This window comes from Pseudomonas benzenivorans (assembly GCF_024397895.1).
GTDB lineage: Bacteria > Pseudomonadota > Gammaproteobacteria > Pseudomonadales > Pseudomonadaceae > Aquipseudomonas > Aquipseudomonas benzenivorans_A.
The window spans coordinates 3603702-3627713 of record NZ_CP073346.1 but is presented as its reverse complement, the minus strand read 5'-3'; the positions used below and the strand labels follow the sequence as shown (position 1 = coordinate 3627713).

Here is a 24012-nt window from a genome sequence, read left to right as displayed (position 1 = left end):
GGGCGTCGCAGAAAAAATTATGCGTTGAGGCGCCTGCGCGCGGAGGCCAGCGCGGCCCTCTCAAGGTGCAGCCGGCTGCTAGTCGTGGCGCTCGTATTCGCCGTCCAGCACGTTCGGCCGCGCCGCGCCCGGCCGGGTGCGCCCGCTGCGCGCCGCCAGGTCGTCGGCGAAGGCGCGCTGGCGCATGGCCTGCTCGGCGACACGCTGGCGCAGCTTGGCCACCAGCAGGCGGCGGGTAAAGGGGATCAGGCAGAGCACGCCGAAGATGTCGCTGATAAAGCCCGGCAGCAGCAACAGACCGCCGCCGACGGCGATCAGCAGGCCTTCGAGCATTTCCTCCTCGGGCAACTCGCCGCGCGCCATCTTCTCGCGGGCACGCCAGGCGGTGGCGACACCCGCGACGCGCAGCAGCACGCTGCCGAGAATCGCGGTGGCGATCACCAGCAGCAGGGTCGGCAGCACGCCGATGGCGCCGCCGACCTTGATCAACAGCGCCAGCTCGAGGATCGGGAACAACAGAAACAGCAACAGGAAAACGCGCATCAAGGGTTCCTTAACGGAAGATCAGCTTCCAGTAACACTGAGATATGGGGCAATGCCGGCAATTCAAGGCACAACGGCACCGTCGGTCGGCCAGGTTTCGGCGTGGGCCAGCTGCACCAGGGCCTGACGCACCGCCCCCGGGCTGTCGCAGGCGGCCGGGAAGGCCAGCCAGTAGAGCCCCTGGCCGATGCGCAGGTGAAAGCCCTCGCCGTCGATGCCGACCAGTTCGGCTGGCGTCCGGGTCGGCAGGCCGGCCAGTTCGACGTAATGGGCGATGGCGGCGGCATGATCGCGGTTCATGTGCTCGAGCATGCCCTGCTCCGCTTCGCCCGCGAAGGGATTGGCCAGGGCCACCTGGTCCAGCCAGTGGATCGCCCCGAAGCCGCCGATGTAACGCCAGCGCACCGGTGTCAGCACCCAGAAATCGAAATCATGGCTGCGGTGATAATTGCGCGCATCCGGAAAGTAGCGGTAGTAGCGGGCGGCCGCGGCCTCGATAGCCGGCTGGTCACACAACTGTCGTGCTTCGGCGAGCAGAGTGAGGCGGCCGACCGCCTGCACGTCCTCGGCGCCACGCTCACCGACCAAGAGCGAGCACTTGGCGTCCTGCTTGAGGTTATGGGTGTGCTGGGCGATGCGGCTGATGAGGATCAACGGCAAGCCGGCGGGGTCCAGGCAGTAGGGCACCACCGATCCGAAAGGGAAGCCCGGCATGGCTTTGGAGTGGGTGGAGAGCACCCCGCGGTATTCCTTGAGTAGCAATTCTCGGGCATGCTTGCCGGCTTTCACGCTCACCTTATGACTCCTTGCGAAGAATCCGTCACTAACGGACAGGCGACCAGAATAGCGGTTAGCGGGCGCCAGCGGGGCAAATGCAGCACTTTGAGGGAATAACGCGATGCAACTGCAAGACAAAGTCATCATCATCACTGGCGGCTGCCAGGGCCTCGGCCGCGCCATGGGCGAGTACCTGGCGGCCAGGGGCGCCAAGCTGGCCCTGGTCGACCTCAACCCGGAGAAGCTCGACGAAGCCGTGGCCGCCTGCAAGGCCGCCGGTGGCGACGCCCGCCGCTACCTGTGCAACGTCGCCGACGAGGAGCAGGTGACCCACATGGTCGCCCAGGTCGCCGCCGACTTCGGCGCGATCAACGGCCTGGTGAACAACGCCGGGATCCTCCGTGACGGGCTGACCCTCAAGGTCAAGGATGGCGAAATCAGCAAGATGAGCCTGGCCCAGTGGCAGGCGGTGATCGACGTCAACCTGACCGGGGTGTTCCTCTGCACCCGCGAAGTGGCAGCCAAGATGATCGAGCTGCAGAATCAGGGCGCGATCGTCAACATTTCCTCGATCTCCCGCGCCGGCAACATCGGCCAGGCCAACTACTCCGCGGCCAAGGCCGGCGTCGCCGCCGACACCGTGGTCTGGGCCAAGGAACTGGCGCGCTACGGCATCCGCGTCGCCGGCGTGGCGCCGGGCTTCATCGAGACCGAGATGACCCTGAGCATGAAGCCCGATGCCCTGGAGAAGATGACCGCCGGCATTCCCCTCAAGCGCATGGGCAAGCCGACCGAGATCGCCCACTCGGTGGCCTATATCCTCGAGAACGACTATTACACCGGTCGCATCCTCGAGCTGGACGGCGGCCTGCGCCTGTAATCGCCGCCTGCCAACGACAAAAAAGCCCCGCATCTGCGGGGCTTTTTGCTGGAGGCGACAGGAGACTTACCAGCCCACCCCGAAGCCGAGGCTGTAGTGGGTTTCGTCCAGTTCGCCGTCGGCGCCGCTGACCAGGTCCTTCTCGGCCTTCATATTCAGCGAGGCCCAGTCGGTGACCTTGTAGCGCAGACCGACTTCGGCATCCAGGGTGTAGTCGGCGACATTGGCCAGGGGCTTGCCGACCTCGCCACTGCTGAACAGCTCGACGGTCTTGCCGACCACGTAGCGGTTGTAGTCCCACTTGGTGCTCAGGGCGTAGAAACTCTCCTTCCGCCCATCGTCGAACTGGTAGTCGCTGCGGTTGAGCAGACCGGTCACCGAGAAGGCGCCCAGTTCGTTGTCCCAGAACTGGTAACCCGGACCGGTACCGACGGTGCGCTGGCGTTCCAGCTCCTCGATCTGGTCGTGCTTGTATTCCAGCCGTCCCTGCCAGAACCAATGCTCGTCGAGGAAACGGTCCAGGGCGTACTCGGCGTACCAGTTGTCGGTGGACACCAGGTCGTCCTGATACTGGCGGTTGTAGCCGCCTTCGGCGTTGTGCCGCCACAGGCCGTGACGCGCCTGGGTCTTCACATCGATGTCGTAGTCGTCGCTGTCGGCTTCGCCGCGCTTGTAGTCCAGACCCGCATCGATATTGCCCTTCCAGGTCAGGTCCTCGACCAGGGGCTTGGGCTTGAGGATCTGCTGGATGCTGGCCAGCTCGACGGTACGCGGCGCCTCGCCATTGGCCAGGATTACCTTGCCCGGCTCGGCGGAGGCATGCAGGGACTTGGCGCGCTCGCCGCCTTCCGCGCTTTCCTTGATCAGCAGTTCCTGGTCGCTCTCCAGGGTGGCGATCTGGTCCCAGTCCAGGGCGATGGCGCCGCCATATTCGGTCTTGAGCAGGAGCTTGGCGCCGTCGAAGAACCTGATCGTGCCGCTCAGGCGGTCGCCGTTCTTCAGCCACACGGTATCAGCCAGCAGCGGCGTTGTGGCCAGGGTAAGGCCCAGGCACAGCAAGGATTTCACATACATATAAGGGACCGAGGGTTGCTCTGGTTCGCGAAAGGCCGAGCATTATCCGCAAGCCCGGCGACTGGGCAAGAATTGACCGACCAAATACCCGCAAGTTCCCCGCGAGCGCCTGGCGCACCGGAAACGCCATGGCTTTTGCCGGGCTCCTCGACGCGCTAGGCTCGCCCGGAAGCAGCGCGCCTCCCGGAGCCTCCCGAAGAGATGGACAAACGACAACACGGCAACACGCCCAACGCGCCGAGCGGACCGGACGCCCGGCGCGAGGCGCTCTACCTGGCGCTGGCGCAGGTGCCGCGCGGCAAGGTAGTGAGCTACGGGCAACTGGCCGCACTGGCCGGCCTGGGCCGCGCGGCGCGCTGGGTGGGCCGCACCCTGAGCCAGTTGCCCGAGGGCACCGCCCTGCCCTGGCACCGGGTGGTCGCCGCCGGCGGGCGCCTGAGCCTGCCGCCAGGCAGCCCGTCCGGTGTCGAGCAGCGGGCGCGCCTGCGAGCAGAAGGTGTTCTGCTCGACCAGGATCGGGTGGATATCCGACGGCACGGCTGGCGTCCGATGGAGTCCAGCGGTTAGAGTGCGGCCTTTGTCAGATCATCCCAGGCTGAAACCCGCCCAATGCCTCGAAAAAGCTGGCGCGAAGCCATCGCCGCCTACTCCAGCCCCGCTACGCTGGTGCTCCTGCTCCTCGGCTTCGCCGCCGGCCTGCCCTACATGCTCGTGTTCTCGACCCTGTCCGTCTGGCTGCGCGAAGCCGGCGTGGCCCGCGAGACCATCGGCTTCGCCAGCCTGATCGGCCTGGCCTACGCCTTCAAATGGGTGTGGTCGCCGCTGCTCGACCAATGGCGCCTGCCGTTGCTCGGGCGCATGGGCCGGCGCCGCTCCTGGCTGGTGCTGTCCCAGGTGCTGATCGCCTGCGGCCTGGCCGGCATGGCGCTGTGCGACCCACAGACCCACCTGACCTGGCTGATCGCCCTGGCGGTGCTGGTGGCCTTCGCCTCGGCCACCCAGGACATCGCCATCGACGCCTACCGCCTGGAGATCGTCGAACAGACCCGTCAGGCGGCACTGGCGGCCAGCTACATGGCCGGCTACCGGATCGCCGCCCTGCTGGCCACCGCCGGCGCCCTGTATTTCGCCGAGGGCTTCGGCTCCACCGTGCTGAGCTATCAGCACAGCGCCTGGGCCGGCACCTACCTGGTGTTCGCCCTGCTGATGCTGCCGGGCCTGCTGACCAGCCTGTGGATGCGTGAACCGCCAGTACCGCTGAAAACCCAGCTGGCGGCGGCCCGCTATGGTTTCAGCCACCAGATGGTCTCGGTACTGGTGCTGATCGTCCTGCTGGTCTCGGTGCCGGCGATGTTCACCCAGTTCTACTACACCGACTTCGCCAGTCTGGTGCGCGGCGAGGCGAGCCTGCTCGACCTGCTGCTGGAAGACCGCGCCTTCCTGCGCGCCCTGCTCTATACCATCCTCACCAGCCTGTGCCTGTCGGCCATGGGCCGGCGTGGCCTGGCGCCGGTGCTGACCCCGGTCAACGACTTCATCATCCGCTACCGCTGGCAGGCCCTGCTGCTGCTCGGGCTGATCGCCACCTACCGCATGTCCGACACGGTCATGGGGGTGATGGCCAACGTCTTCTACATCGACCAGGGCTTCACCAAGGACCAGATCGCCAGCGTCAGCAAGCTGTTCGGCCTGGTCATGACCCTGCTCGGCGCCGGCATCGGCGGTCTGCTGATCGTGCGTTTCGGCATCCTGCCGATCCTGTTCATCGGCGGCGCGGCTTCGGCGGCGACCAACCTGCTGTTTCTCATGCTGGCCGGCATGGGCCCGGACCTGCAGATGCTGATTCTGACCATCTCCGCCGACAACTTCAGCGCCGGCCTGGCCACCGCCGCCTTCGTCGCCTACCTGTCGAGCCTGACCAACCTGAAGTTCTCCGCCACCCAGTACGCCCTGCTCAGCTCGATCATGCTGCTGCTGCCGCGCCTGATCGGTGGCTATTCCGGGGTGATGGTGGAGAAACTGGGGTATGCCCAGTTCTTCCTCGTCACCGCCCTGCTGGGCATACCCACGCTGATGCTGATCGCCTTGCAATGGAAGCGCCAGGGCCCGCTGGCCAATGGCTCGACGCCGGCCGCACCGCCCGAGCAGGCATGACCGCCGGCGTCCCCACTTCCGGCGGACGCCTGAAGAGTACCGGAACGGAGATTGCATTCAATTTCCGGTTGTTACGCATGGGCCCACGGCCATCTGGCGATCAGGCGCGCTCACTTTTTTCTGCCTGGTACAGGCCAACTGCCTCTAACTGGCGGGCTTCAACACCCATTGGACCTGCGCTGGCAACCACGTTGACTGGCCAAGGCCCCACAATCAGTACATCAATGCAACAGCCGCGGACGCCGCGCCCGGGCAGGAGGGTAACCAATGCCGTTACCTGCCGGCCGCGCTCCACCCCTTGAGAGGTAGCACCGAGGTCGACCCCTGGCGGTCGGCTTGCTCACGAGTCTTGAAGATAAGGCAGCACATGAAAGCAGACGCAGATACAACCGGGATTGCAAAGGCCGGCACCCTCGACAGCTGGTGGCAACTGCAGGGCGACTGGGTAGAGCCGCCCAACGAACGGCGCGGCGGCAGCAGCGGCGTACAGCGCATCCGCGACGCACAAGGGCGTCTGCTGTATGCCAAGCGCCAGACCGGCCACATCTACCGCAGCCTGCGCCATCCCTTCGGCCGCCCCACCGTGCTGCGCGAGCGCGATGCGCTGCTGGGTGCCCGCCAAGCTGGGGTCAGGGTTCCGGAAATTGTCTTCTGCGAGGCCGAGCAGGACCATGCAGGCTGGCGCGCACTGCTGGTCACCGCCGCCCTGGAGGGTTTCCAGCCGATCGAGGACTGGTACGTCGAGGGCAGCCGCGAGCGCCATGGCGAGCGCCTGCACGGCGAGCTGCTGGAGCAGGTGGCGAAGAATCTGGCACAGCTGCACCGCGCACGCTGGCAACACAGCTGCATCTACATCAAGCACATCTTCGTCAGGGTCAGTGGTGAGGGCGAGGCGGCGCGCGCGGAGGCGGCACTGATCGATCTGGAGAAGTGCCGCCAGCGACTGACGTCGGCCCAGGCAGCCCTGCACGACATGCATCAGCTAAGGCGTCACTCCTCCTGGAATGACAGCGACTGGCACCTGCTGATCGACGCCTATCGCGCGGCCTATGGCAGACCGCTCAAGGGCTTGCCCGCATAGACCGCTCTTCGAAAAATCTGCAGGGCCACGCTGCGAGACGCCCTGCAGGCTTTCAACCTGCAGACGATCAGCTGGCCTGGACCAGATGCACCACCCGCTGCGGGAACGGGATGCCGATACCGGCTTCGTCGAAGCGTTCCTTGACCAGCTCGGTGAACTCGAACGTCACCGGCCAGAAGTCGCCGGTTTCCACCCACACCCGCAGCGACAGGTCGACCGAGTTGTCGCCCAGGCCGACCACATAGACCACCGGCGCCGGGTCCTTGAGCACCCGCAAATCCTCGGCGATCTTCAACAGCACCTCGCGGGCCTTATTGATGTCCGCGGCATAATCGATGCCCACCTTGATTTCCGCGCGGCGCTTGGGCTCGCGGGAGTAATTGGTGATGTGGCTGTTGGACAGGCTGCCGTTGGGCACTATCACCACCTTGTTGTCCGCGGTCTTCAGCGTGGTGTGGAAGATATGGATGCTGTCGACGGTACCGGCCACGCCCTGCCCTTCGATCCAGTCTCCGGCGCGAAACGGGCGGAATAGCAGGATCAGCACGCCACCGGCGAAGTTCGCCAGGCTGCCTTGCAGGGCCAGGCCGATGGCCAGGCCGGCAGCACCTATGGCGGCGATGAACGAGGTGGTCTCCACACCGACCATCGAAGCCACGCTGACCAGCAGCATCACCTTCAGCGCGATGCTCGCCAGGCTGCCGATAAAGCTGTGCAGGGCGCGGTCGACGTTGCGGGTTTCCAGCAGGCCGCCGACCTTGCGGGTCAGGCCGTTGATCAGCCACCAACCGACGGCCAGGGTAACCAGTGCCAAGGTCAGCTTGCCGCTGTAGTTCAGTACCACTGGCAGCCAGGTCTCGGACATCTTCACCAGTTGCTCGAGGTTCATTTCCATCGTTCGCTCCTTCTAGGCATTGCCACCACCATGCGTTTTCCAACACATGAAACGCAACCGCCATGGCAAGCCATGGCGGTCAAAGTGCTATTACCCTTGGTGCGACGCCTGTGCGCCGCAGAGGTTCAATCTTTCGTCGTTCAGTCGCGGAAGTTGTTGAACTGCAAGGGCATGCCGAAGTCCTTGGCGCGCAGGCTGGCGATGCATTCCTGCAGGTCGTCGCGCTTCTTGCCGGTAATGCGCACCTGCTCGCCCTGGATGGCGGCCTGCACCTTGAGCTTGCTGTCCTTGATGTGGGCGACGATCTTCTTCGCCAGCTCCTTGTCGATGCCTTCACGCAGGATCACCTCCTGCTTGACGCTCTTGCCCGAGGGGTAGGCATCCTTGAACTCCAGGCACTGCACGTCGATCTTGCGCTTGACCAGGCTCAGCTTGAGAATCTCGAGCATCTGTTCCAGCTGGAAGTCGGCGTCGGCGGTCAGGTTGACGGTCAGTTCCTTCAGCTCGAAGCTGCCTTTGCCGCGCAGGTCGTAACGACGCTCCAGCTCTTTGATGGCATTATCCACGGCGTTGGTGACTTCGTGTTTGTCCAGTTCGGACACCACGTCGAACGAGGGCATGGGATTCCTCCAGATAAAGGGCGCGACCCAGGTCACGGACCGGGCACACCTGGCTTGACGGTTGAAAAACCGGACCATTATATATCCTTAGTTATAAACACTGCCCGGCGATGTACCGGGTCCATGTGACTATCCCTGCGAGCCTGCCCCATGCCCAACCCCCATCTCAGCATCCTGGTGGTGGACGACGCCAAGTTCTCCAGCGCCATGATCGGTCGTGCCCTGAGTCAGGCCGGTTACCAGGATCTGCGCTTCGCCAACAGCGCCGCCGAGGCCATCAGGCAGCTCGAGCAGCGTCCGGCCAGCGTGCTCCTGGCCGATTGGCTGATGCCGGAGATGGACGGCCTCGAGCTGACCGGACGGGTGCGCCAGCTGGACGAGATGACCGATCACTACACCTACATCATGTTGCTGACCGGCAAGGAAGGCGAAAACGTCCTGGGCGAGGCCTTCGACCGTGGCGTGGATGACTTCATCAGCAAGTCGGCGATGAACGAACAGCTGGTGCCTCGGGTGTTCGCCGCCGACCGCCTGTGCAACACCCTGCAGCGCCTGCTGCAGGAGAATCGCCTGCTGACCCAGAACGTCAGCAGCCTGGAAGAGCGCAATCTGGTCGACCCGCTGACCGGCCTGGGCAACCCCCGCTACCTGCGCCAGAAACTGCAAGACAGCCTGCGCCAGGTCGACTCCCGCGGGGGCGCGCTGTGCTACCTGCTGATCGGCCTTCAGGAGGCCGGCGAACTGCTGCAACAGTATGGCGAGACCTTCTACAACGAGCTGCTGCATGGTGTCGCCCGGCGCCTGCAGCAGCTGGTGCGTCCACTGGACGTGCTGGCACGCCTGGACGACAACCATTTTGCCCTGCTTACCCTGCCCGCCGACCTGCACGAGTGCTCGCCGAGCAGCTTTCGCCGCCTGCACGAAGGCCTCAACCTCAAGGCGTTCAAGACCAGCGAGGGATTCATCACCCTCAAGGCCGGCATCAGCCTGGTCGGCCTCGACGCCAAGACCCTGCCGATCGACCCGGACAGGGTGATCGAGCAGGCCGCCCAGCTGCTGCCTGAGTCCTACGCCAGCGGCCGGGTCACGGCCATGCGCCTGCCGCGCCAGCAGTAGACGATTCGGCTGCGCGCTGTGCGGGCGAGGCAGCGCCAGCCGCGATAGACTTGCCTCCCATGAGCGACCCTAGAACCACCTGGCACATCCTCGGCGCCGGCAGCCTCGGCGGCCTGTGGGCCGCGCGCCTGGCCCGTGCCGGCGCGCCGGTACGGCTGATCCTGCGCGACCGCGGCCGGCTCGCGGCCTATCGCCAGGCAGGCGGCGTGACCCTGGTGGAGCGGGGTCAGGCCCGGCTGTACCCCCTGGACGCCGAGACCACCGACGACCCGGCGCCCATCCGGCGCCTGCTGCTGGCCTGCAAGGCCTACGACGCCGAAGGCGCCATTGCCGCCCTGGCGCCGCGGCTGACAGGAGACGCCGAGGTGGTCCTGCTGCAGAACGGCCTGGGCAGCCAGGAAGCGGTCGCCGCCCGGGTACCCCAGGCCCGCTGCATTCTCGCCTCCAGCACCGAGGGCGCCTTTCGCGAGGGCGCCTGGCGCGTGGTGTTCGCCGGCCATGGCCACACCTGGCTCGGCGATCCGCTGGACCTGGCCCCACCGCACTGGCTGGCGGAACTCGAACAGGCCGGCATCGTCCACGACTGGAGCCTGGACATCCTCGGCCGACTGTGGCGCAAGCTGGCGCTGAACTGCGCGATCAACCCGCTGACGGTGCTCTACGACTGCCGCAATGGGGCGCTGCAACAACACCCGGCGGAGCTGGCGACGCTCTGCGACGAACTCGGCGAGCTGCTCCACACCTGCGGTCAAGCCGCCGCCGCCGAGGGCCTGCACGAGGAGGTGCAGCGGGTCATCCGGGCCACCGCGGCGAACTACTCGTCGATGCACCAGGATGTCGCCCAGGGCCGGCGCACCGAGATCGGCTACCTGATCGGTCACGCCTGCGCCGCGGCCGAACGCCACCGCCTGGTCCTGCCGCACCTCGCGGCGCTGCACCAGCGCCTGCTCAAGCACCTGAACCAACGCGGATTGCCGAGCCACTGAGCGCGCGTTACCCTGCCCGCACCTCAGTCATCGCGACCCTCCCGCCCATGCCCCTGCGTCAGCGCCTCGAAAATTTGCCGGTCGGCCGCAAGCTGCTGGCCGCGCTGCTGGTATCGCTGGCCACCGTATTGCTGGTGGCGAACCTGGCGTTCATCAGCGCCGCCTACTGGATCTCCCAGGAGAGCGTCGCGCCCCAGGCCTTGCACACACTCGGCCGCCTGATCGCCAGCCCGCCGCTGAGCTACGAGGCGCTGAGCTCGGTGAAGGCCGCCGAAGCCCTGCTCACCCGCCTGGACGACTACGCCCCCTTGCGCGCCGCGGCGATCTACGACAGCAACGGCATGAGCCTGGCGCAGCTGCAGCGCGGCGAGGCGCTGAGGATGCCGCAACAGGTGGAGCAGCTCGATGCCTGGCGCCGGGATGAATTCCGCACCACCCACCTGGTCGAACTGGCACAGCCGGGTCGGCGCCCCGGCTACCTGCTGCTGGTCGCCTCCGGCGAGCTGCCCGGCGCCTTCTACACCGGCACCCTCACCGCCAGCGGGGCGATTCTCGCTTTCAGCGTGCTGCTCTGGCTGTTGGTCTCGCGGCAGATCCGCCGCCTGGTGACCAAGCCGATCCGCAAGCTGGAGGAGCTGTCGCGCCAGGTCACCCGCGAGGAGAACTACGCGCTGCGCGCGCGTCCCGGCAATCGCGACGAGATCGGCAGCCTGGCCGAGGCCTTCAACACCATGCTGATGCGCATCGAGGCCCGCGAGCAGCAGCTCAAGCGGGCCCGCGACGACGCCCAGACGGCCTTCGACCAGGCCCAGAGCCTGGCCGAGGAAACCCGCCACTCCAATCGCAAGCTGGAGCTGGAAGTGCAGGTGCGCAGCAAGATCGAGAAGAAGCTCACCGGCTTCCAGAACTACCTCAACAGCATCATCGACTCCATGCCCTCGGCGCTGATCGCCCTCGACGAGCAGCTCTACGTCACCCAGTGGAACCAGGAAGCCAGCGCCCTCTCCGGCACCCCGCTGAGCGAAGCCCTGAACCAGCCGGTGTTCCTCGCCTTTCCGCCGCTCAAACCCTTCATCAACCAGCTCCGGCGCACCGCCGAGCAGCACAAGGTGGAGAAGATCGAGCGGGTGACCTGGAGCAAGGAGGAGGAGCCCCGCCACTACGCCCTGACCTTCTACCCCCTGATGGGCGGCGCCGGGCGCGGCGTGGTGATCCGCATAGACGACATCACCCAGCGCCTGAGCCTCGAGGAGATGATGGTGCAGTCGGAGAAGATGCTCTCGGTCGGCAGCCTGGCCGCCGGCATGGCCCATGAAATCAACAACCCCCTGGGCGCAATCCTGCACAACGTGCAGAACATCCGCCGGCGCCTGTCGCCGGAACTGGAGAAGAATCGCGAGGAGGCCGAACAGCTCGGCCTGTGCCTGGAGGCCATCGACCAGTACCTGCACGCCCGGCAGATCCCGCCGCTGCTCGACGGCATCCAGCAGGCCGGCACCCGGGCGGCGCGGATCGTCAGCCATATGCTCAGCTTCAGCCGCCGCAGCACCCGCCAGCTGTCGCCCTGCCTGCTGCCGGCACTGATCGACCAGGCCCTTGAGATCGCCAGCAACGACTTCGACCTGACCGACAGCTTCGACTTCAAGAGCCTGATCATCCAGCGCGAGTTCGACCCGGAATTGGGCCCGGTGCCCGCCACCGCCAACGAACTGGAGCAGGTGCTGCTCAACCTGCTGAAGAACGCCGCCCAGGCCATCCACCAGCGCGAGAGCCCCGACACCCCCGGACAGATCACCCTGCGCACCCGGCTCACCCTGCCCTGGGCGGAGATCCAGGTGGAAGACAACGGTGTCGGCATGCCCGAGCCGGTGCGCAAGCGCATCTTCGAGCCCTTCTTCACCACCAAGGAGGTCGGCCAAGGCACCGGACTGGGTCTGTCGGTCTCCTACTTCATCATCACCAACAACCACAAAGGGCAGATGGAAGTACAGTCCAAGCGCGGCCAGGGCACCTGCTTCAGCCTGCGCCTGCCACTGGCTGCCCCCACCGAAGGTACAGGTTCCTGACCATGGGTTATCGACTGTCGAAGATCTACACACGCACCGGCGATGCCGGCGAGACCGGCCTGGCCGACGGCCGCCGGGTGCCCAAGGACCACCCGCGGGTGGAGGCCATGGGCGAACTGGACAGCCTCAACAGCCAGCTCGGCCTGCTGCTCGCCGAACTGGCCGATCAGGCCGGCGCCTGCCCCGCCCTGGACGAGGTCATCGAAGTACTGACGCCCTGCCAGCACCGCCTGTTCGACCTCGGCGGCGAGCTGGCGATGCCGGACTACCAGGCCCTGCAGCCAAGCGAAATCGCCCGAGTGGAAGACGCCATCGACCGCTGGAACGAAGAGCTCGGACCACTGCAGAATTTCATCCTTCCCGGTGGTTCCCGCCTGATCGCCCAGGCCCACGTCTGTCGCAGCCTGGCGCGCACCGCCGAGCGGCGCTGCCAGCAGCTCAACGCCCTGGAGCCGATTCGCGAGGTCGGCCTGGCCTACGTCAATCGCCTGTCCGACCTGCTGTTCGTCGCCGCCCGGCTTATCGCCCGCCGGCAGCAGGTCGACGAGGTGCTCTGGCAGGAGGCCGCCAAGCCCGGCGTCTAGCGACGCCCGTCACGGAATGGTGTTTCAGGGGCTCAGATTCAGCCGGCTCTCGAAGCGGCGCGGCTCGCCGCTGAGCGGGTCGATGAATCCCAGCCCCTTGGCCAGCAGTTTGAGCGGCTTGCTGTAGTCGTCCGCGGCGTCGGCGGCGGCACTCACCTCGGGGTAGAAGGGGTCATTGCAGATCGGCGCCCCCAGGGCCGCCAGGTGCACGCGCAACTGGTGCTTCTTGCCGGTAACCGGATACAGGGCGTAACGCCACAGCTCGCCCAGCTTCTCGGCGACCTCGATGCGCGTCTCGCTGTTGGCTGCACCGCCCCCTTCGCGCATGCGGAAGAACGGCTCGCCGGCTTCCAGCCGGGTGCAGCGCAGCAGCGGAAACTGCAGCGCAGGCAATGCCGCGGCCAGGGCCTCGTAATACTTGTCGATGCGCCGCTCGCGAAACAGCGCCTGGTAGCGGCCACGGCTCTGCGGGTTGGTGGAAAACAGCACCAGCCCGGCGGTGTGCCGGTCGATGCGGTGCAGCGGCACCAGGTCGGCGTTGCCCAGGCGCTTGGCCAGGCGCGCCTGCAGGGTCTGCTCGACATACTCACCGGCCGGCATCACCGGCAGAAAATGCGGTTTGTCGGCCACCAGCAGGTGCTCGTCGACATGCAGCACGGCCTCCTGAAAGGGAATCGGCGTCTCGGCCGCCACCTCGCGAAAATAGTGCACCCGCAGCCCGGCCCGGTAGGCCTGCTGCGGGCCGATGGGCGCGCCCTCGGCATCCAGCACCCGGCCCCTGGCCATGCGCTGCGCCCAACGCTCGCGGCCGACTGCCGGGAAGTGCGCGGCCAGGCAATCGAGCACCGTCGCCCAATTGCCCTGGGGCAGGTGCAGGGTACTGGGGCGCATGTTGGACGGGGAGCGGGCGTCTACGGACATCAAGGCACTCGACGGACGGCGGGAAAAGGGCCGTCTATTAGGCCGCAGCCCGTCGCCCAGCGTCAAAGCGCGCCGATGAGCTACAGCGGAATCACCGCCCAGAACAGGGCGATCAGGCTCAACGCCACCAGTTGCGCGGCAATGAGCACGGCGCGCTCGACCCGGCCGACCTGCAGGTAGAAGGTCAGCGGAGTCAGCCCCAGGTTGAGCGCCAGCGGCTGCCGCCCCGTCTGCGTCGATGGCGCCGCGCTCATTGCCCGATCAGATACAGGCACAGCGACAGGCTGAACAGCGAACCCAGGGTCGACAGCAGGATGCTGCTCGACACCACCGAGGCCTCGCGCCGGTAGAACTCGGCCAGCATGAAGGGCCCGGTGCCGGTCGGCAGGGCGCTGAGCAGCAACGCCGCGTAGGCCCACAGCGGCGGCAGCTGGAACACCTGGAAGGCCAGCACCCAGGTGATCAGCGGATGGACGATCAGCTTGATCAGCACCAGGCCGATGCTGCCCTCGCTGCGCCCGCTCTGCTTGTGCGCGAGGAACAGCCCCAGGGAGATCAGCGCGCAGGGCGCCGTGGCGGCGGCCAGCAGGTCGAGCAGCCGATGCGCGGGCAGCGGCAGCGGCTGATCAAAGACGGACCACAGCCCCCCAAGCAACGGCGCCACCACCAGTGGGTTCTTGATCAGCGCCAACAGCACCTTGGCCACCGCCCGGTGCAGGCGCTTCTCGTCCTGCAGGGCGACCTCGATGCACACCACCGCCAGGGAGAACAGCACGCAGACCACGATCAGGCTGGCGATCAGCGCCGGCTCCAGGCCCTCGTCGCCGAGCACCAGCACGCACAGCGGAATGCCCATGTAGCCGGTGTTGGCGTAGGACGCGCTGAGCCCCTGAACGCTGGCATCGGCCAGTCCTTGGCGCTGACGCAGGCGCCACAGCAGGGTCAGCACGAACACCGCCAGGGCTCCCAGGCTGTAGGCCAGGATGAACTGGGGCTGCCAGATCTGTACCCAGTCCGCGGTGGCGGTGGCCTCGAACAGCAGGGCCGGCAGGCACAGCCAGACCACCATGCGATTGACCTCCGACGCCGCGCTCGGGCCGAGCACGCCCAGGCGCCGGCACAGGTAGCCGGCCAGGATCAGGGCGAAAATCGGTAGCAATACGTTGAAGACGGCAGCCATGGGCCAGGCACGCTCGGTGGGCCGAAGGAGGTCCGCAGGTTAGGCCTGGCGATCGATACCGTCTAATGCTATTTGTAGGGAATACCAATACCTAGTTAGTATCGATGACCGACATCCGCCAGCTACGCTACTTCACCGCGCTCGCCGAGACCCTGCACTTTGGCCGGGCCGCCGAACAGCTGCATATCACCCAGCCACCCTTGAGCCGGCAGATCGCCGCCCTCGAGGCCGAACTGGGCATCAGCCTGCTGACGCGCACCTCGCGCGCGGTCAGCCTGACCCTCGCCGGCGAGCAGTTCTATCGCCATGCCAAGGCCCTGCTGGCCGATCTCGACACGGCAGTGCGCACCGCCCAGGCCACCGCCCGTGGCGAACGCGGCGAGCTGCGCCTGAACTTCACCATGAGCGCCGCCTGGAGCCTGCTGCCGCGCCTGGTGAAGGCCTACAGCGACGAGCGGCCGCAGGTCGGCCTGCGCCTCAACGAAACCCTGCCGCGGGACCTGGCGCAGCTCCTCGGCAGCGGCGCCGCGGATTTCGGCATCGCCTTTTCCAGCCCGCCGAGCGGTCAACTGCGCTACCTGCCGCTGCACCGGGAACCGCTCTGTGCGGTGCTGCCGAGCCGGCATCCGCTGGCGGCGCAGGCGCGCCTGGACGTCGCCCAGCTGGCCGACGAAGCCTTCGTCTGCTTTCCCCGCGACACCGCGCCGGCGCTGCACGCGGCGTTCATGGACTGTTGCCGGAGTGGGGGCTTCAGCCCACGGATCCGCCTGGAAACCCACCTGCAGCAGACCATCGTCAACCTGGTCGGCGAAGGCCTGGGCGTGTCCCTGGTGCCGGACTCGATGCGGCGCATGCAACTGGACGGCGCGGTGTTCCGCCCGCTGCTGAGCTCGCCGCAGATCGAGCAGGGGCTGTACTGGCACGAGGGCAACGCCAACCCCTGCCTGGGCGGCTTTCTCGACTGCGCGCAGCGCCTGGCCGCTAGCCTGCAGGCGGGGGCGCCAGGGTTCCCGCCGAAACCGTCTCCAGGGAGCGGCGATACAGGGCCGCCACCAGATCGGTCTGGGTGACGATGCCGAGCAGCACCCGGTCCTCGTCGAGCACGGGCACCTTGTGCACCTCACCGGAGGCCAGGCGCTGCACCAGGCGAATGGTGGGCCATTGCGGGCCGCAACTGGGCACCTGGGTCTGCATCACCTCACGCACCTGCCCGGGGGAACAGGCGCCGTCGGTCTGGATCAGATCGTGCAGGTAGAGCATGCCTTGCAGCTGACGGCGCTGGTTCACCACCGGCATGGCGGTCAGTCGATGGCCCTGCATGCGCGCCCAGGCCTCGGCACAGCTGTCCGCCGGCGCCAGGCACAGGACATCCCGGGACATGATGTCGGCACAGCGGATTTCCCCGAAGCGCCGGCGATAGGCGCGCTCCTCGGTCTGGCGGAGGATCTGCGCCAGATCCTCGCGGGAGATGTCCAGCAGCTCGCCGCGGGCCGCAAGCACCTCATCGAGGTCGGCCGCGGTGAAACCCAGGCGGTCACGCGGCGGCAGATCGCGGGTCTTGCGTGGGTTGTCCGGGACCAGGGCGCGATAGGGGTAACGCCGGCGGAAGGCGTTGTTGAACAACAGGGCGATGGCCAGCAGGCCCAGGCTATTGAGCGTCACCGGGTAGAGGGCGAAGGCGTAGCCGAGTTGCGCGACTTCGTCGCCGCCCAGCACCGCGGTGAGGGCGATGGCGCCACCCGGCGGGTGCAGGCAACGCAGGCCGAACATCGCCGCCATGGCAATGGCCACCGCCAGGCCGGCGGCCCACAAGGTATGCCCAACCCAGTGGGCGCAGGCGACACCGACCAGGGCCGCCACCAGGTTGCCCCCCACCACCGACCAGGGCTGCGCCAGCGGACTGGAGGGCACCGCGAACAGCAGCACGGCGCAGGCGCCCATGGGCGCCACCAGCCAGAGCCCGGCATCGCCCAGGCTCTGCTGGGCGATCCAGCCACTGACCAACAGCCCCAGCAGCGCGCCGCTGCAACTCAATAGCTGCTCGCCGCGGCTGACCGCCATGGGGTCCGGCCAGAACGCCCTCAACCAGCCTTTGAGCCTATTCACCGCAGGAACTTCCGCCTTTCGCGCACCATTTGTGGGCAGCCACTATACAAGCGGCGCTGCGCACCTCGTCAACGCGACCAAAAGGCGCGGATGCCGGCCACACCCTGGGCACCGACCTGCCAGGCCTGCTCGACGTCCCCGGGCCCCAGGCCGCCGAGCAGGTAGGCCGGTCGATTGAAGCCCTGCAGCAGCTCGCGGGCCAGACTCCAGCCCAGCGCCGGGGCCTGCGGATGGCTGGCGGTGGGCTGCACCGGTGACAGGGTGACGAAGTCCACACCCATCTGCGTGGCCAGGGCCAGCTCTTCGGCACTGTGGCAGGAGGCGGCCAACCAGCGCTCCGCCGGTAGCGGCCGCCCGCCGCCGACCAGTTCGCGCAATTGCGCGGAAGTCAGGTGCCAGCCGGCGGCGGGAAAATCGCCCAACCACTCGAGCGGTCCCTTGAGCATCAGCTGCGCCCGACCGGCGCACAGGCCCTGGATATCCACGGCCAGGTCGCGGTACTGGGCGTCGAACATGCCCGGCGCGCGCAGCTGCAGTAGGCGAATGCCGCCGTCCAGGGCGGCCTGCACGCCGCGCAGCAGTGCCGGCGCCGGCAGGTCATCCGGGGTGATCAGGTAGCGACCGGGCAAGCGGGCAGCGGCAACGATCGGCCGGTTGGCGGCGGGAAACGCGTAGTCGCCCAACTGGCGCGGGCCGACCCAGGCCAGCGGCTGGCCCTCGGCACCGTAGGGCTCGCCGCTGAAGGCGGTGACCTCCCAGACATCCAGCAGCACCTCTTTGTCCGGGTAATCGTGGTGCACCTGAATCAACGGCCGCGCCGCGGTCGGGCGAATGCCCAGCTCCTCCTCCAGCTCGCGGGCCAGGGCCACCTGCACCGCCTCGCCGGCCTCCACCTTGCCGCCGGGAAACTCCCACAGGCCGCCCTGGTGCTTGTCCTCCGGACGCCGGGCGATCAGCACCCGTCCATCCTCGGCGCGGATCACCGCCGCCGCCACATGCAGCCGCTTCACCGCAGTCGCTCCGTCTGCGCCGCCTGGAACCAGCGCTGGAACGCCGGCCAGCGATAGACAGTCTCGACATAGGCCGCGGCCACTTGCGGCAGTTCGATTCGGTAGCTGCGCAGGCGCGCCGCCACCGGTGCGAAGAAAGCGTCCGCCAGGCTCGGGTGACCGAACAGGAAGGGGCCGTCCTGGCCGAAGCGCTCACGGCAGTCCGTCCACAGCGCGCAGATGCGCCGGATATCCGCCTGCGCATCGGCGGGAACCTGCGCCAGCGCCTGATCGCGCTTCAGGTCCATCGGCAGGTGTGTACGCAAAGCCGCGAAGCCGCTGTGCATCTCCGCACAGAGGCTGCGGGCCAGGGCGCGGGCATACTCGCCACGCGGCCACAGGTGGGCCTCGGGGAAACGCTCGGCGAGGTATTCGCCGATCGCCAGCGAGTCCCACACAGGCCCCTCCTCGGTCTGCAGCAGCGGCACCTTGCCCGTCGGCGAATGCGCGAGGATGCGCGCATGGGTATCCGGCCGATCCAGGGGGATCAGCAGTTCGCTGTACGGCGCCTCGGCCAATTCCAGGGCCAGGGCCGCACGCAGCGACCAGGAGGAATAGGTCTTGTCACCGATGATCAGGGTCAGGGGCATGGGGCGGCTCCAGGCACGGGATTGTCGACAGGGTCCGTCGACCTTAAGAGGCGCCTGCCCCAATAGCAAATTCCCGTTGTTCATGGGGCCATGAACAACGGGAATAGGGACAACGCCATAGCGCCCCGGTCGAGATCAGGTGCGGTATTCGGCGTTGATCTTCACGTACTCATGGGACAGGTCGGTGGTCCAGATCGTTTCGCTGCACCCGCCACGACCGAGTTCGATGCGGATGCCGATCTCTTCCTCGGCCATCACCGCCGCGCCCTGCTCTTCGGTGTAGCTGGCTGCGCGGCAGCCACGGCTGGCGATGCACACGTCACCGAGGAACACGTCGATCTTGCTGACGTCGAGCTGAGCCACACCGGCACGGCCCACGGCGGCGAGGATGCGCCCCCAGTTCGGGTCGGAAGCGAACAGCGCGGTCTTGATCAGGGGCGAATGGGCCACGGCGTAACCGACGTCCAGGCACTCCTGGTGGGTGGCGCCGCCGTTGACCGTAACTGTGACGAACTTGGTCGCGCCTTCGCCGTCTCGCACGATCGCCTGGGCCACGTCCATGCACACCTCGAACACCGCCTGCTTCAGCGCCGCGAACAGCGCGCCGCTGGCCTGGGTGATCTCCGCCAGCGGCGCCTGGCCGGTGGCGACCAGCATGCAGCAGTCGTTGGTCGAGGTGTCGCCGTCGATGGTGATGCGGTTGAACGACTTGTTCGCCGCGTCGCGCAACAGGTCCTGCAGCACGCCCTGGGCGACCTTGGCGTCGGTGGCGATGTAGCCGAGCATGGTCGCCATGTTCGGCTTGATCATCCCGGCGCCCTTGCTGATGCCGGTAACGGTGACGGTCACGCCGTCGTGGACGAACTGGCGGCTGGCGCCCTTGGGCAGGGTGTCGGTGGTCATGATGCCGGTGGCGGCCTCGGCCCAGTTGTTCTCCGACAGGTTGTCCAGGGCGGCCTGCAGGGCGCCCTCGATCTTCTCCACCGGCAGCGGTTCGCCGATCACCCCGGTGGAGAACGGCAGCACTGCCTCCTCGCCAACCCCGGCCAGCTGGGCCAGCGCCGCGCAGGTGCGCGCCGCGTTCTGCAACCCCGGCTCACCGGTACCGGCGTTGGCGTTGCCGGTGTTGGTCAGCAGGTAGCGCACCGGACCGAGCACACGCTTCTTGGCCAGAATCACCGGCGCGGCGCAGAACGCATTGAGGGTGAAGACCCCGGCGACGCTGGAGCCTTCGGCGCAGCGCATCACCACCACATCCTTGCGCCCAGGGCGCTTGATGCCGGCCGACGCGATGCCCAGCTCGAAACCTGGGACCGGGTGCAGGGTAGACAGCGGGCCAAGACCAACAGCCATGAGAGTGCTCCTTGAATATGCAGTACAGCGCGTCGACTGGACGGCGCCCTGTGGATAAAGAACCAGCCAGGCGACAGGACTGGATTCGATGGAAAAACGCCGCGAGCAGTCAGGACCGTTCGCGGCGTTGCAACCCTGCGCCAAGCATAGCCGAGGCCTGCCGGGCGCTGACCACTGGCGCTTTAGCTGATCTGGCCGTGGCAGTGCTTGTACTTCTTGCCGGAACCACAGGGGCAAGGCTCGTTGCGGCCGACCTTCTGCTCGCTGCGCACCGGCGCCGTGGCCACCGCCACATCACCGTCCTCGGCCATCGCTTCGGGCTGGGCCAGGGCCGACGCCTCGGCATGCTGGAACTGCATGCGCTCGGCCAGCGCCTCGGCTTCGCGGCGCAGGCGGGCTTCCTCTTCGGCCGGATCCTCGCGGCGCACCTGGACATGGGACAGCACGCGGATGGCGTCGCGCTTGATCGAGTCGAGCAGCTCCTGGAACAGGGTGAAGGACTCGCGCTTGTACTCCTGCTTGGGGTTCTTCTGCGCATAGCCGCGCAGGTGAATGCCGTGACGCAGGTGGTCCATGGTCGACAGGTGATCCTTCCACAGGTCGTCGAGCACGCGCAGCAGGATCTGCTTCTCGAAGGTGCGCAGGGCCTCGGCGCTGGCCAGCTCTTCCTTCTCGTTGTAGGCGGCGACCAGCTCCTCGAGGATGCGCTCGCGCAGGGTCTCCTCGTAGAGCTTGCTGTCCTCGTCGAGCCACTGCTGGATCGGCAACTTCGCGCTGAAGCTGCTCTGCAGCGCCTCTTCCAGACCGGCGATATCCCACTGCTCGGGCATCGACTGCGGCGGAATATAGGTATTGATGGTGCCGTCCAGCACTTCCTTGCGGAACTCGGCGATGGTCTCGCCGATATCGTCGGCCGCCAGCAAGGTGTTGCGCATGTGGTAGATCACCTTGCGCTGCTCGTTGGCCACGTCGTCGAACTCGAGCAGCTGCTTGCGCATGTCGAAGTTGCGCCCCTCGACCTTGCGCTGGGCCTTCTCGATGGCATTGGAGACCATGCGGTGCTCGATGGCCTCGCCGGACTGCATGCCCAGGGCCTTCATGAAGTTCTTCACCCGATCCGAGGCGAAGATACGCATCAGGCTGTCTTCCAGCGACAGGTAGAAGCGGCTCGAGCCCGGGTCGCCCTGACGACCGGAGCGGCCGCGCAGCTGGTTGTCGATGCGCCGCGATTCATGACGTTCGGAGGCGATAACGTGCAGGCCACCGGACTCGATCACCTGCTGATGGCGCTTCTGCCAGTCGGCCTTGATCTGCGCGACCTGCTCGGCGCTGGGATTTTCCAGGGCGGCCACTTCGACCTCCCAGTTGCCGCCCAGAAGAATGTCGGTACCGCGACCGGCCATGTTGGTGGCGATGGTCAGCGCGCCCGGGCGACCAGCCTGGGCGATGATCTCGGCTTCCTTCTCGTGGAACTTGGCGTTGAGCACCTTGTGCTCGATGCCTTCCTTGTTGAGCAGCGCAGAAACGTACTCGGAGGTCTCGATCGAGGCGGTACCGACCAGGATCGGCCTGCCCTGGGCCTGGCACTCCTTGATGTCGGTAACGATCGCGGCGTACTTCTCTTCCTGGGTCAGGTAGACCAGGTCGTTGTAGTCCTTGCGCGCCAGCGGCCGGTTGGTGGGGATCACCACCACGGCCAGGCCGTAGATCTGATGGAACTCGAAGGCCTCGGTGTCGGCGGTGCCGGTCATGCCGGACAGCTTGCTGTACAGGCGGAAGTAGTTCTGGAAGGTGGTCGAGGCCAGGGTCTGGCTCTCGGCCTGGATAGGCAGCCCTTCCTTGGCCTCGATGGCCTGGTGCAGGCCCTCGGACAGGCGGCGGCCCGGCATGGTGCGGCCGGTATGCTCGTCGATCAGCAGCACCTGGTTGTTCTGCACGATGTATTCGACGTTGCGGTGGAACAGGGTGTGGGCGCGCAGGCCGGCATACACGTGGGTCAGCAGGCCCAGGTTGTGCGCCGAATACAGGGTCTCGCCCTCGGCCAGGAGCCCGGTCTGGGTCAGCATGTCCTCGACGAACTGATGGCCGGCCTCGTTCAGCTCGACCTGGCGGCTCTTCTCGTCGACCTTGTAATGGCCTTCCTGGGTGACCACACCCTCCTCTTCCTCGATGTGCTGCTTGAGGCGGGGGATCAGCTTGTTGACTTCGGTGTACAGCTTGGAGCTGTCCTCGGCCTGGCCGGAGATGATCAGCGGGGTGCGCGCCTCGTCGATGAGGATCGAGTCGACTTCGTCGATCACCGCGAAGTTCAGCTCGCGCTGGAACTTCTCCTCCAGGCTGAAGGCCATGTTGTCGCGCAGGTAGTCGAAACCGAACTCGTTGTTGGTGCCGTAGGTGATGTCGGCGGCATAGGCGGCGCGCTTTTCTTCCGGCGGCATGAAGGGCGTGACGATGCCCACCGACATGCCGAGGAATTCGTACAGCGGACGCATCCAGTTGGCGTCGCGGCGAGCCAGGTAGTCGTTGACCGTGACCACGTGCACGCCCTTGCCGGACAGGGCGTTGAGGTAGACCGCCAGGGTCGCCACCAGGGTCTTGCCCTCACCGGTGCGCATCTCGGCGATCTTGCCCTCATGCAGGGTCATGCCGCCGATCAGCTGCACGTCGAAGTGGCGCATGCCCATCACCCGCTTGCCGGCCTCGCGGGCCACGGCAAAGGCCTCCGGGAGGAGCTGATCGAGGGTTTCACCTTTCGCCAGGCGGGCTTTGAATTCTTCGGTCTTGGCACGCAGTTGCTCGTCGGAGAGGGCGAGCATCTGCTCTTCGAAGGCATTGACGGTTTGCACCATCTTGAGCATGCGTTTGACTTCACGCTCGTTCTTGCTTCCGAAGAGTTTTTTCAACAAAGGGGCAAACATATCGACAGGATCTTCCAGGCGTATGGATGGAGGCCGGCACTCGGGCCGCCCTTTGCAGCCCTCATGGCTGCGTGCGAAGGGGGCATTCTACCCGGAAACGAAAACGAAGAAAGCGACGTTATTCCACGCCGCTGACCCGCGCAATGAAGCTGGTGGGGTTGACCACACGGCCATCTTTGCTGACTTCGAAGTGCACGTGGTAGCCGGTCGAACGCCCGGTGCTGCCGACCTTGGCGATGGTCTGACCACGCTGAACCAGGTCGCCGACCTGCACCAGGTTGCTGCGATTGTGGGCATACAGGCTGACATAGCCGTCGGCGTGACTGATCTCCACGGTATTGCCGTAACCGGAACGTCGACCCGAGGCCGTGACCACGCCGGCGGCCACGGCGACCACGTCGCTGCCGGCCTTGGCGGCAAAGTCGACGCCCTTGTGCACGCTCAGGCGGCCGGTCAAGGGGTCGGTGCGGCGGCCGAACGGCGAGGAGATATAGCCCTGCAGCACCGGACGCCCGGCCAGGTACTCGGCCTCATCGAGACGGCGATCGGCCAGCAGCTGCTCCAGCACTTCGAGCTGCTGCTCACGGCTGTCCATGCGCAGGGCCAGGTCGTCCAGGGTGCCGATAAAGGACGGAGGCGCATAGGCCGCGCCGTCGAGCGCCTCTTCCGGGCCGCCCTGCCCGACATTCAGGGAAAAATCGAACTCGCTGGAGTCCAGCTCGGCCAGCTCGGTCAGGCGTTCGCCCAAGGCGTCCAGGCGGGTCAGGCGCGCCTGCAACTCGGCGACATGGGCGGCAAAGGCGTCCAACTGGCGCTGCGCGTCGATCCGCACGGCGCCGACCTCGGCGCGCTGGCGGTCGAGCGCCTCGCTGATCTGCGCGTTGTCCTGCAGCCTCGGCGCTTGCGGCGCCCACCAGGCCCCGACCGCCACGCCGCTGGCGAGGGCGGCAGCGACCAGTAGCGTCAGGGCCGCAAGCAACCAGCGCAAATCCAGGCTGAGTGAGCGCGCAGCGCCATGGCGCCGGCTTAATAAAATGATATGCATGGCTTCCCCTATAGGGCGGAGCCCAAGTCGGCGGCAGAGATTCTGCTACCATGGCGGCTCCACAATTTCAGGCG

23 protein-coding genes are annotated in these 24012 nt (G+C 66.7%); 9 read left to right on the top strand and 14 right to left on the bottom strand.

Translation table 11 applies throughout. From position 1 onward, the window contains the following. Window positions 1–78: 78 nt before the first annotated feature. Both KDW96_RS17010 and KDW96_RS17005 read right to left on the bottom strand, forming a co-directional pair. Window positions 79–543 carry an FxsA family protein gene (locus tag KDW96_RS17010; protein ID WP_255837402.1) on the bottom strand — a complete coding sequence of 155 codons (465 nt, stop codon included), beginning with the start codon at window positions 541–543 and terminating at the stop codon, window positions 79–81. A gap of 63 nt (window positions 544–606) precedes the next feature. Next, complete coding sequence (locus KDW96_RS17005; protein WP_255837401.1) at window positions 607–1338, bottom strand: HugZ family pyridoxamine 5'-phosphate oxidase; 732 nt, start codon at window positions 1336–1338, stop codon at window positions 607–609. Window positions 1339–1441: 103 nt separating this feature from the next. Here KDW96_RS17005 and KDW96_RS17000 point away from each other — a divergent pair, with 103 nt between their 5' ends. Further along, entirely contained in the window at window positions 1442–2200 is a 759-nt protein-coding gene (locus KDW96_RS17000) for an SDR family oxidoreductase (protein ID WP_255837400.1), read from the top strand. Window positions 2201–2266: 66 nt separating this feature from the next. Here the strand turns inward: KDW96_RS17000 and KDW96_RS16995 are convergent, their stop codons facing one another. Next, entirely contained in the window at window positions 2267–3274 is a 1008-nt protein-coding gene (locus KDW96_RS16995) for a DUF481 domain-containing protein (protein WP_255837399.1), read from the bottom strand. 201 nt (window positions 3275–3475) lie between these two features. Here KDW96_RS16995 and KDW96_RS16990 point away from each other — a divergent pair, with 201 nt between their 5' ends. From KDW96_RS16990 to KDW96_RS16980, 3 genes are all read left to right on the top strand, one after another. Then, the gene (locus tag KDW96_RS16990) at window positions 3476–3841 is read left to right on the top strand and encodes an MGMT family protein (RefSeq protein ID WP_255837398.1); all 366 of its coding nucleotides are present in this window, start codon (window positions 3476–3478) and stop codon (window positions 3839–3841) included. A gap of 42 nt (window positions 3842–3883) precedes the next feature. Then, on the top strand, window positions 3884–5428 hold the full coding sequence (locus tag KDW96_RS16985; protein ID WP_255837397.1) for an AmpG family muropeptide MFS transporter: 1545 nt from the start codon (window positions 3884–3886) through the stop codon (window positions 5426–5428). Window positions 5429–5795: 367 nt separating this feature from the next. Next, window positions 5796–6509, top strand: a complete 714-nt coding sequence (locus KDW96_RS16980) for a lipopolysaccharide kinase InaA family protein (protein ID WP_255837396.1) — start codon at window positions 5796–5798, stop codon at window positions 6507–6509. Between the two features lie 67 nt (window positions 6510–6576). Here KDW96_RS16980 and KDW96_RS16975 read toward each other — a convergent pair whose 3' ends face one another. Then, on the bottom strand, window positions 6577–7404 hold the full coding sequence (locus KDW96_RS16975) for a mechanosensitive ion channel family protein (RefSeq protein ID WP_255837395.1): 828 nt from the start codon (window positions 7402–7404) through the stop codon (window positions 6577–6579). Window positions 7405–7544: 140 nt separating this feature from the next. After that, the gene (locus KDW96_RS16970) at window positions 7545–8024 is read right to left on the bottom strand and encodes a YajQ family cyclic di-GMP-binding protein (protein WP_255837394.1); all 480 of its coding nucleotides are present in this window, start codon (window positions 8022–8024) and stop codon (window positions 7545–7547) included. Between the two features lie 150 nt (window positions 8025–8174). Between KDW96_RS16970 and KDW96_RS16965 the strand changes: the two genes are divergently transcribed. The 4 genes from KDW96_RS16965 to KDW96_RS16950 are packed head-to-tail and all read left to right on the top strand — an operon-like array spanning window position 8175 to window position 12776. Continuing rightward, entirely contained in the window at window positions 8175–9140 is a 966-nt protein-coding gene (locus tag KDW96_RS16965) for a response regulator (protein WP_255837393.1), read from the top strand. Window positions 9141–9199: 59 nt separating this feature from the next. After that, window positions 9200–10126 (top strand): putative 2-dehydropantoate 2-reductase, encoded by a 927-nt coding sequence (locus KDW96_RS16960; RefSeq protein ID WP_255837392.1) that lies wholly within the window; start codon window positions 9200–9202, stop codon window positions 10124–10126. A gap of 47 nt (window positions 10127–10173) precedes the next feature. Next, window positions 10174–12192 (top strand): sensor histidine kinase, encoded by a 2019-nt coding sequence (locus KDW96_RS16955; RefSeq protein ID WP_255837391.1) that lies wholly within the window; start codon window positions 10174–10176, stop codon window positions 12190–12192. A 2-nt stretch (window positions 12193–12194) separates the two neighbouring features. Further along, the gene (locus KDW96_RS16950) at window positions 12195–12776 is read left to right on the top strand and encodes a cob(I)yrinic acid a,c-diamide adenosyltransferase (RefSeq protein ID WP_255837390.1); all 582 of its coding nucleotides are present in this window, start codon (window positions 12195–12197) and stop codon (window positions 12774–12776) included. 24 nt (window positions 12777–12800) lie between these two features. Here KDW96_RS16950 and KDW96_RS16945 read toward each other — a convergent pair whose 3' ends face one another. The 3 genes from KDW96_RS16945 to KDW96_RS16935 form a co-directional block, all read right to left on the bottom strand. After that, on the bottom strand, window positions 12801–13697 hold the full coding sequence (locus tag KDW96_RS16945; protein WP_255837389.1) for a pseudouridine synthase: 897 nt from the start codon (window positions 13695–13697) through the stop codon (window positions 12801–12803). 80 nt (window positions 13698–13777) lie between these two features. Further along, a complete protein-coding gene (locus KDW96_RS16940) occupies window positions 13778–13951 on the bottom strand; it encodes a hypothetical protein (RefSeq protein ID WP_370295149.1) in 174 nt (57 codons plus the stop codon). Beyond that, window positions 13948–14877, bottom strand: coding sequence for an AEC family transporter (locus tag KDW96_RS16935; RefSeq protein WP_255837388.1), 930 nt, complete (start codon window positions 14875–14877; stop codon window positions 13948–13950). The genes KDW96_RS16940 and KDW96_RS16935 overlap by 4 nt, the downstream gene beginning before the upstream one ends. Before the next feature lie 104 nt (window positions 14878–14981). Between KDW96_RS16935 and KDW96_RS16930 the strand changes: the two genes are divergently transcribed. Continuing rightward, window positions 14982–15947 (top strand): LysR family transcriptional regulator, encoded by a 966-nt coding sequence (locus KDW96_RS16930; protein WP_255837387.1) that lies wholly within the window; start codon window positions 14982–14984, stop codon window positions 15945–15947. On the opposite strand, the gene KDW96_RS16925 is transcribed toward KDW96_RS16930, so the two are convergent. The 6 genes from KDW96_RS16925 to KDW96_RS16900 all read right to left on the bottom strand — a co-directional run bounded on the left by KDW96_RS16925 (window position 15859) and on the right by KDW96_RS16900 (window position 23938). Then, entirely contained in the window at window positions 15859–16983 is a 1125-nt protein-coding gene (locus tag KDW96_RS16925; protein ID WP_255837385.1) for an HPP family protein, read from the bottom strand. The genes KDW96_RS16930 and KDW96_RS16925 overlap by 89 nt on opposite strands. A gap of 68 nt (window positions 16984–17051) precedes the next feature. Beyond that, window positions 17052–17993: a Nudix family hydrolase gene (locus KDW96_RS16920; protein WP_255837384.1), complete on the bottom strand. Its 942-nt coding sequence runs from the start codon at window positions 17991–17993 to the stop codon at window positions 17052–17054. Beyond that, complete coding sequence (locus KDW96_RS16915; RefSeq protein WP_255837383.1) at window positions 17990–18622, bottom strand: glutathione S-transferase family protein; 633 nt, start codon at window positions 18620–18622, stop codon at window positions 17990–17992. Before KDW96_RS16915 ends, KDW96_RS16920 begins: the two co-directional genes overlap by 4 nt. Before the next feature lie 135 nt (window positions 18623–18757). After that, window positions 18758–19975 carry a bifunctional glutamate N-acetyltransferase/amino-acid acetyltransferase ArgJ gene (gene argJ / locus KDW96_RS16910; protein ID WP_255837382.1) on the bottom strand — a complete coding sequence of 406 codons (1218 nt, stop codon included), beginning with the start codon at window positions 19973–19975 and terminating at the stop codon, window positions 18758–18760. Between the two features lie 182 nt (window positions 19976–20157). Next, window positions 20158–22893: a preprotein translocase subunit SecA gene (secA, locus tag KDW96_RS16905; RefSeq protein ID WP_255837381.1), complete on the bottom strand. Its 2736-nt coding sequence runs from the start codon at window positions 22891–22893 to the stop codon at window positions 20158–20160. A 118-nt stretch (window positions 22894–23011) separates the two neighbouring features. Next, window positions 23012–23938, bottom strand: a complete 927-nt coding sequence (locus KDW96_RS16900) for a M23 family metallopeptidase (RefSeq protein ID WP_255837380.1) — start codon at window positions 23936–23938, stop codon at window positions 23012–23014. Window positions 23939–24012 lie beyond the last annotated feature (74 nt).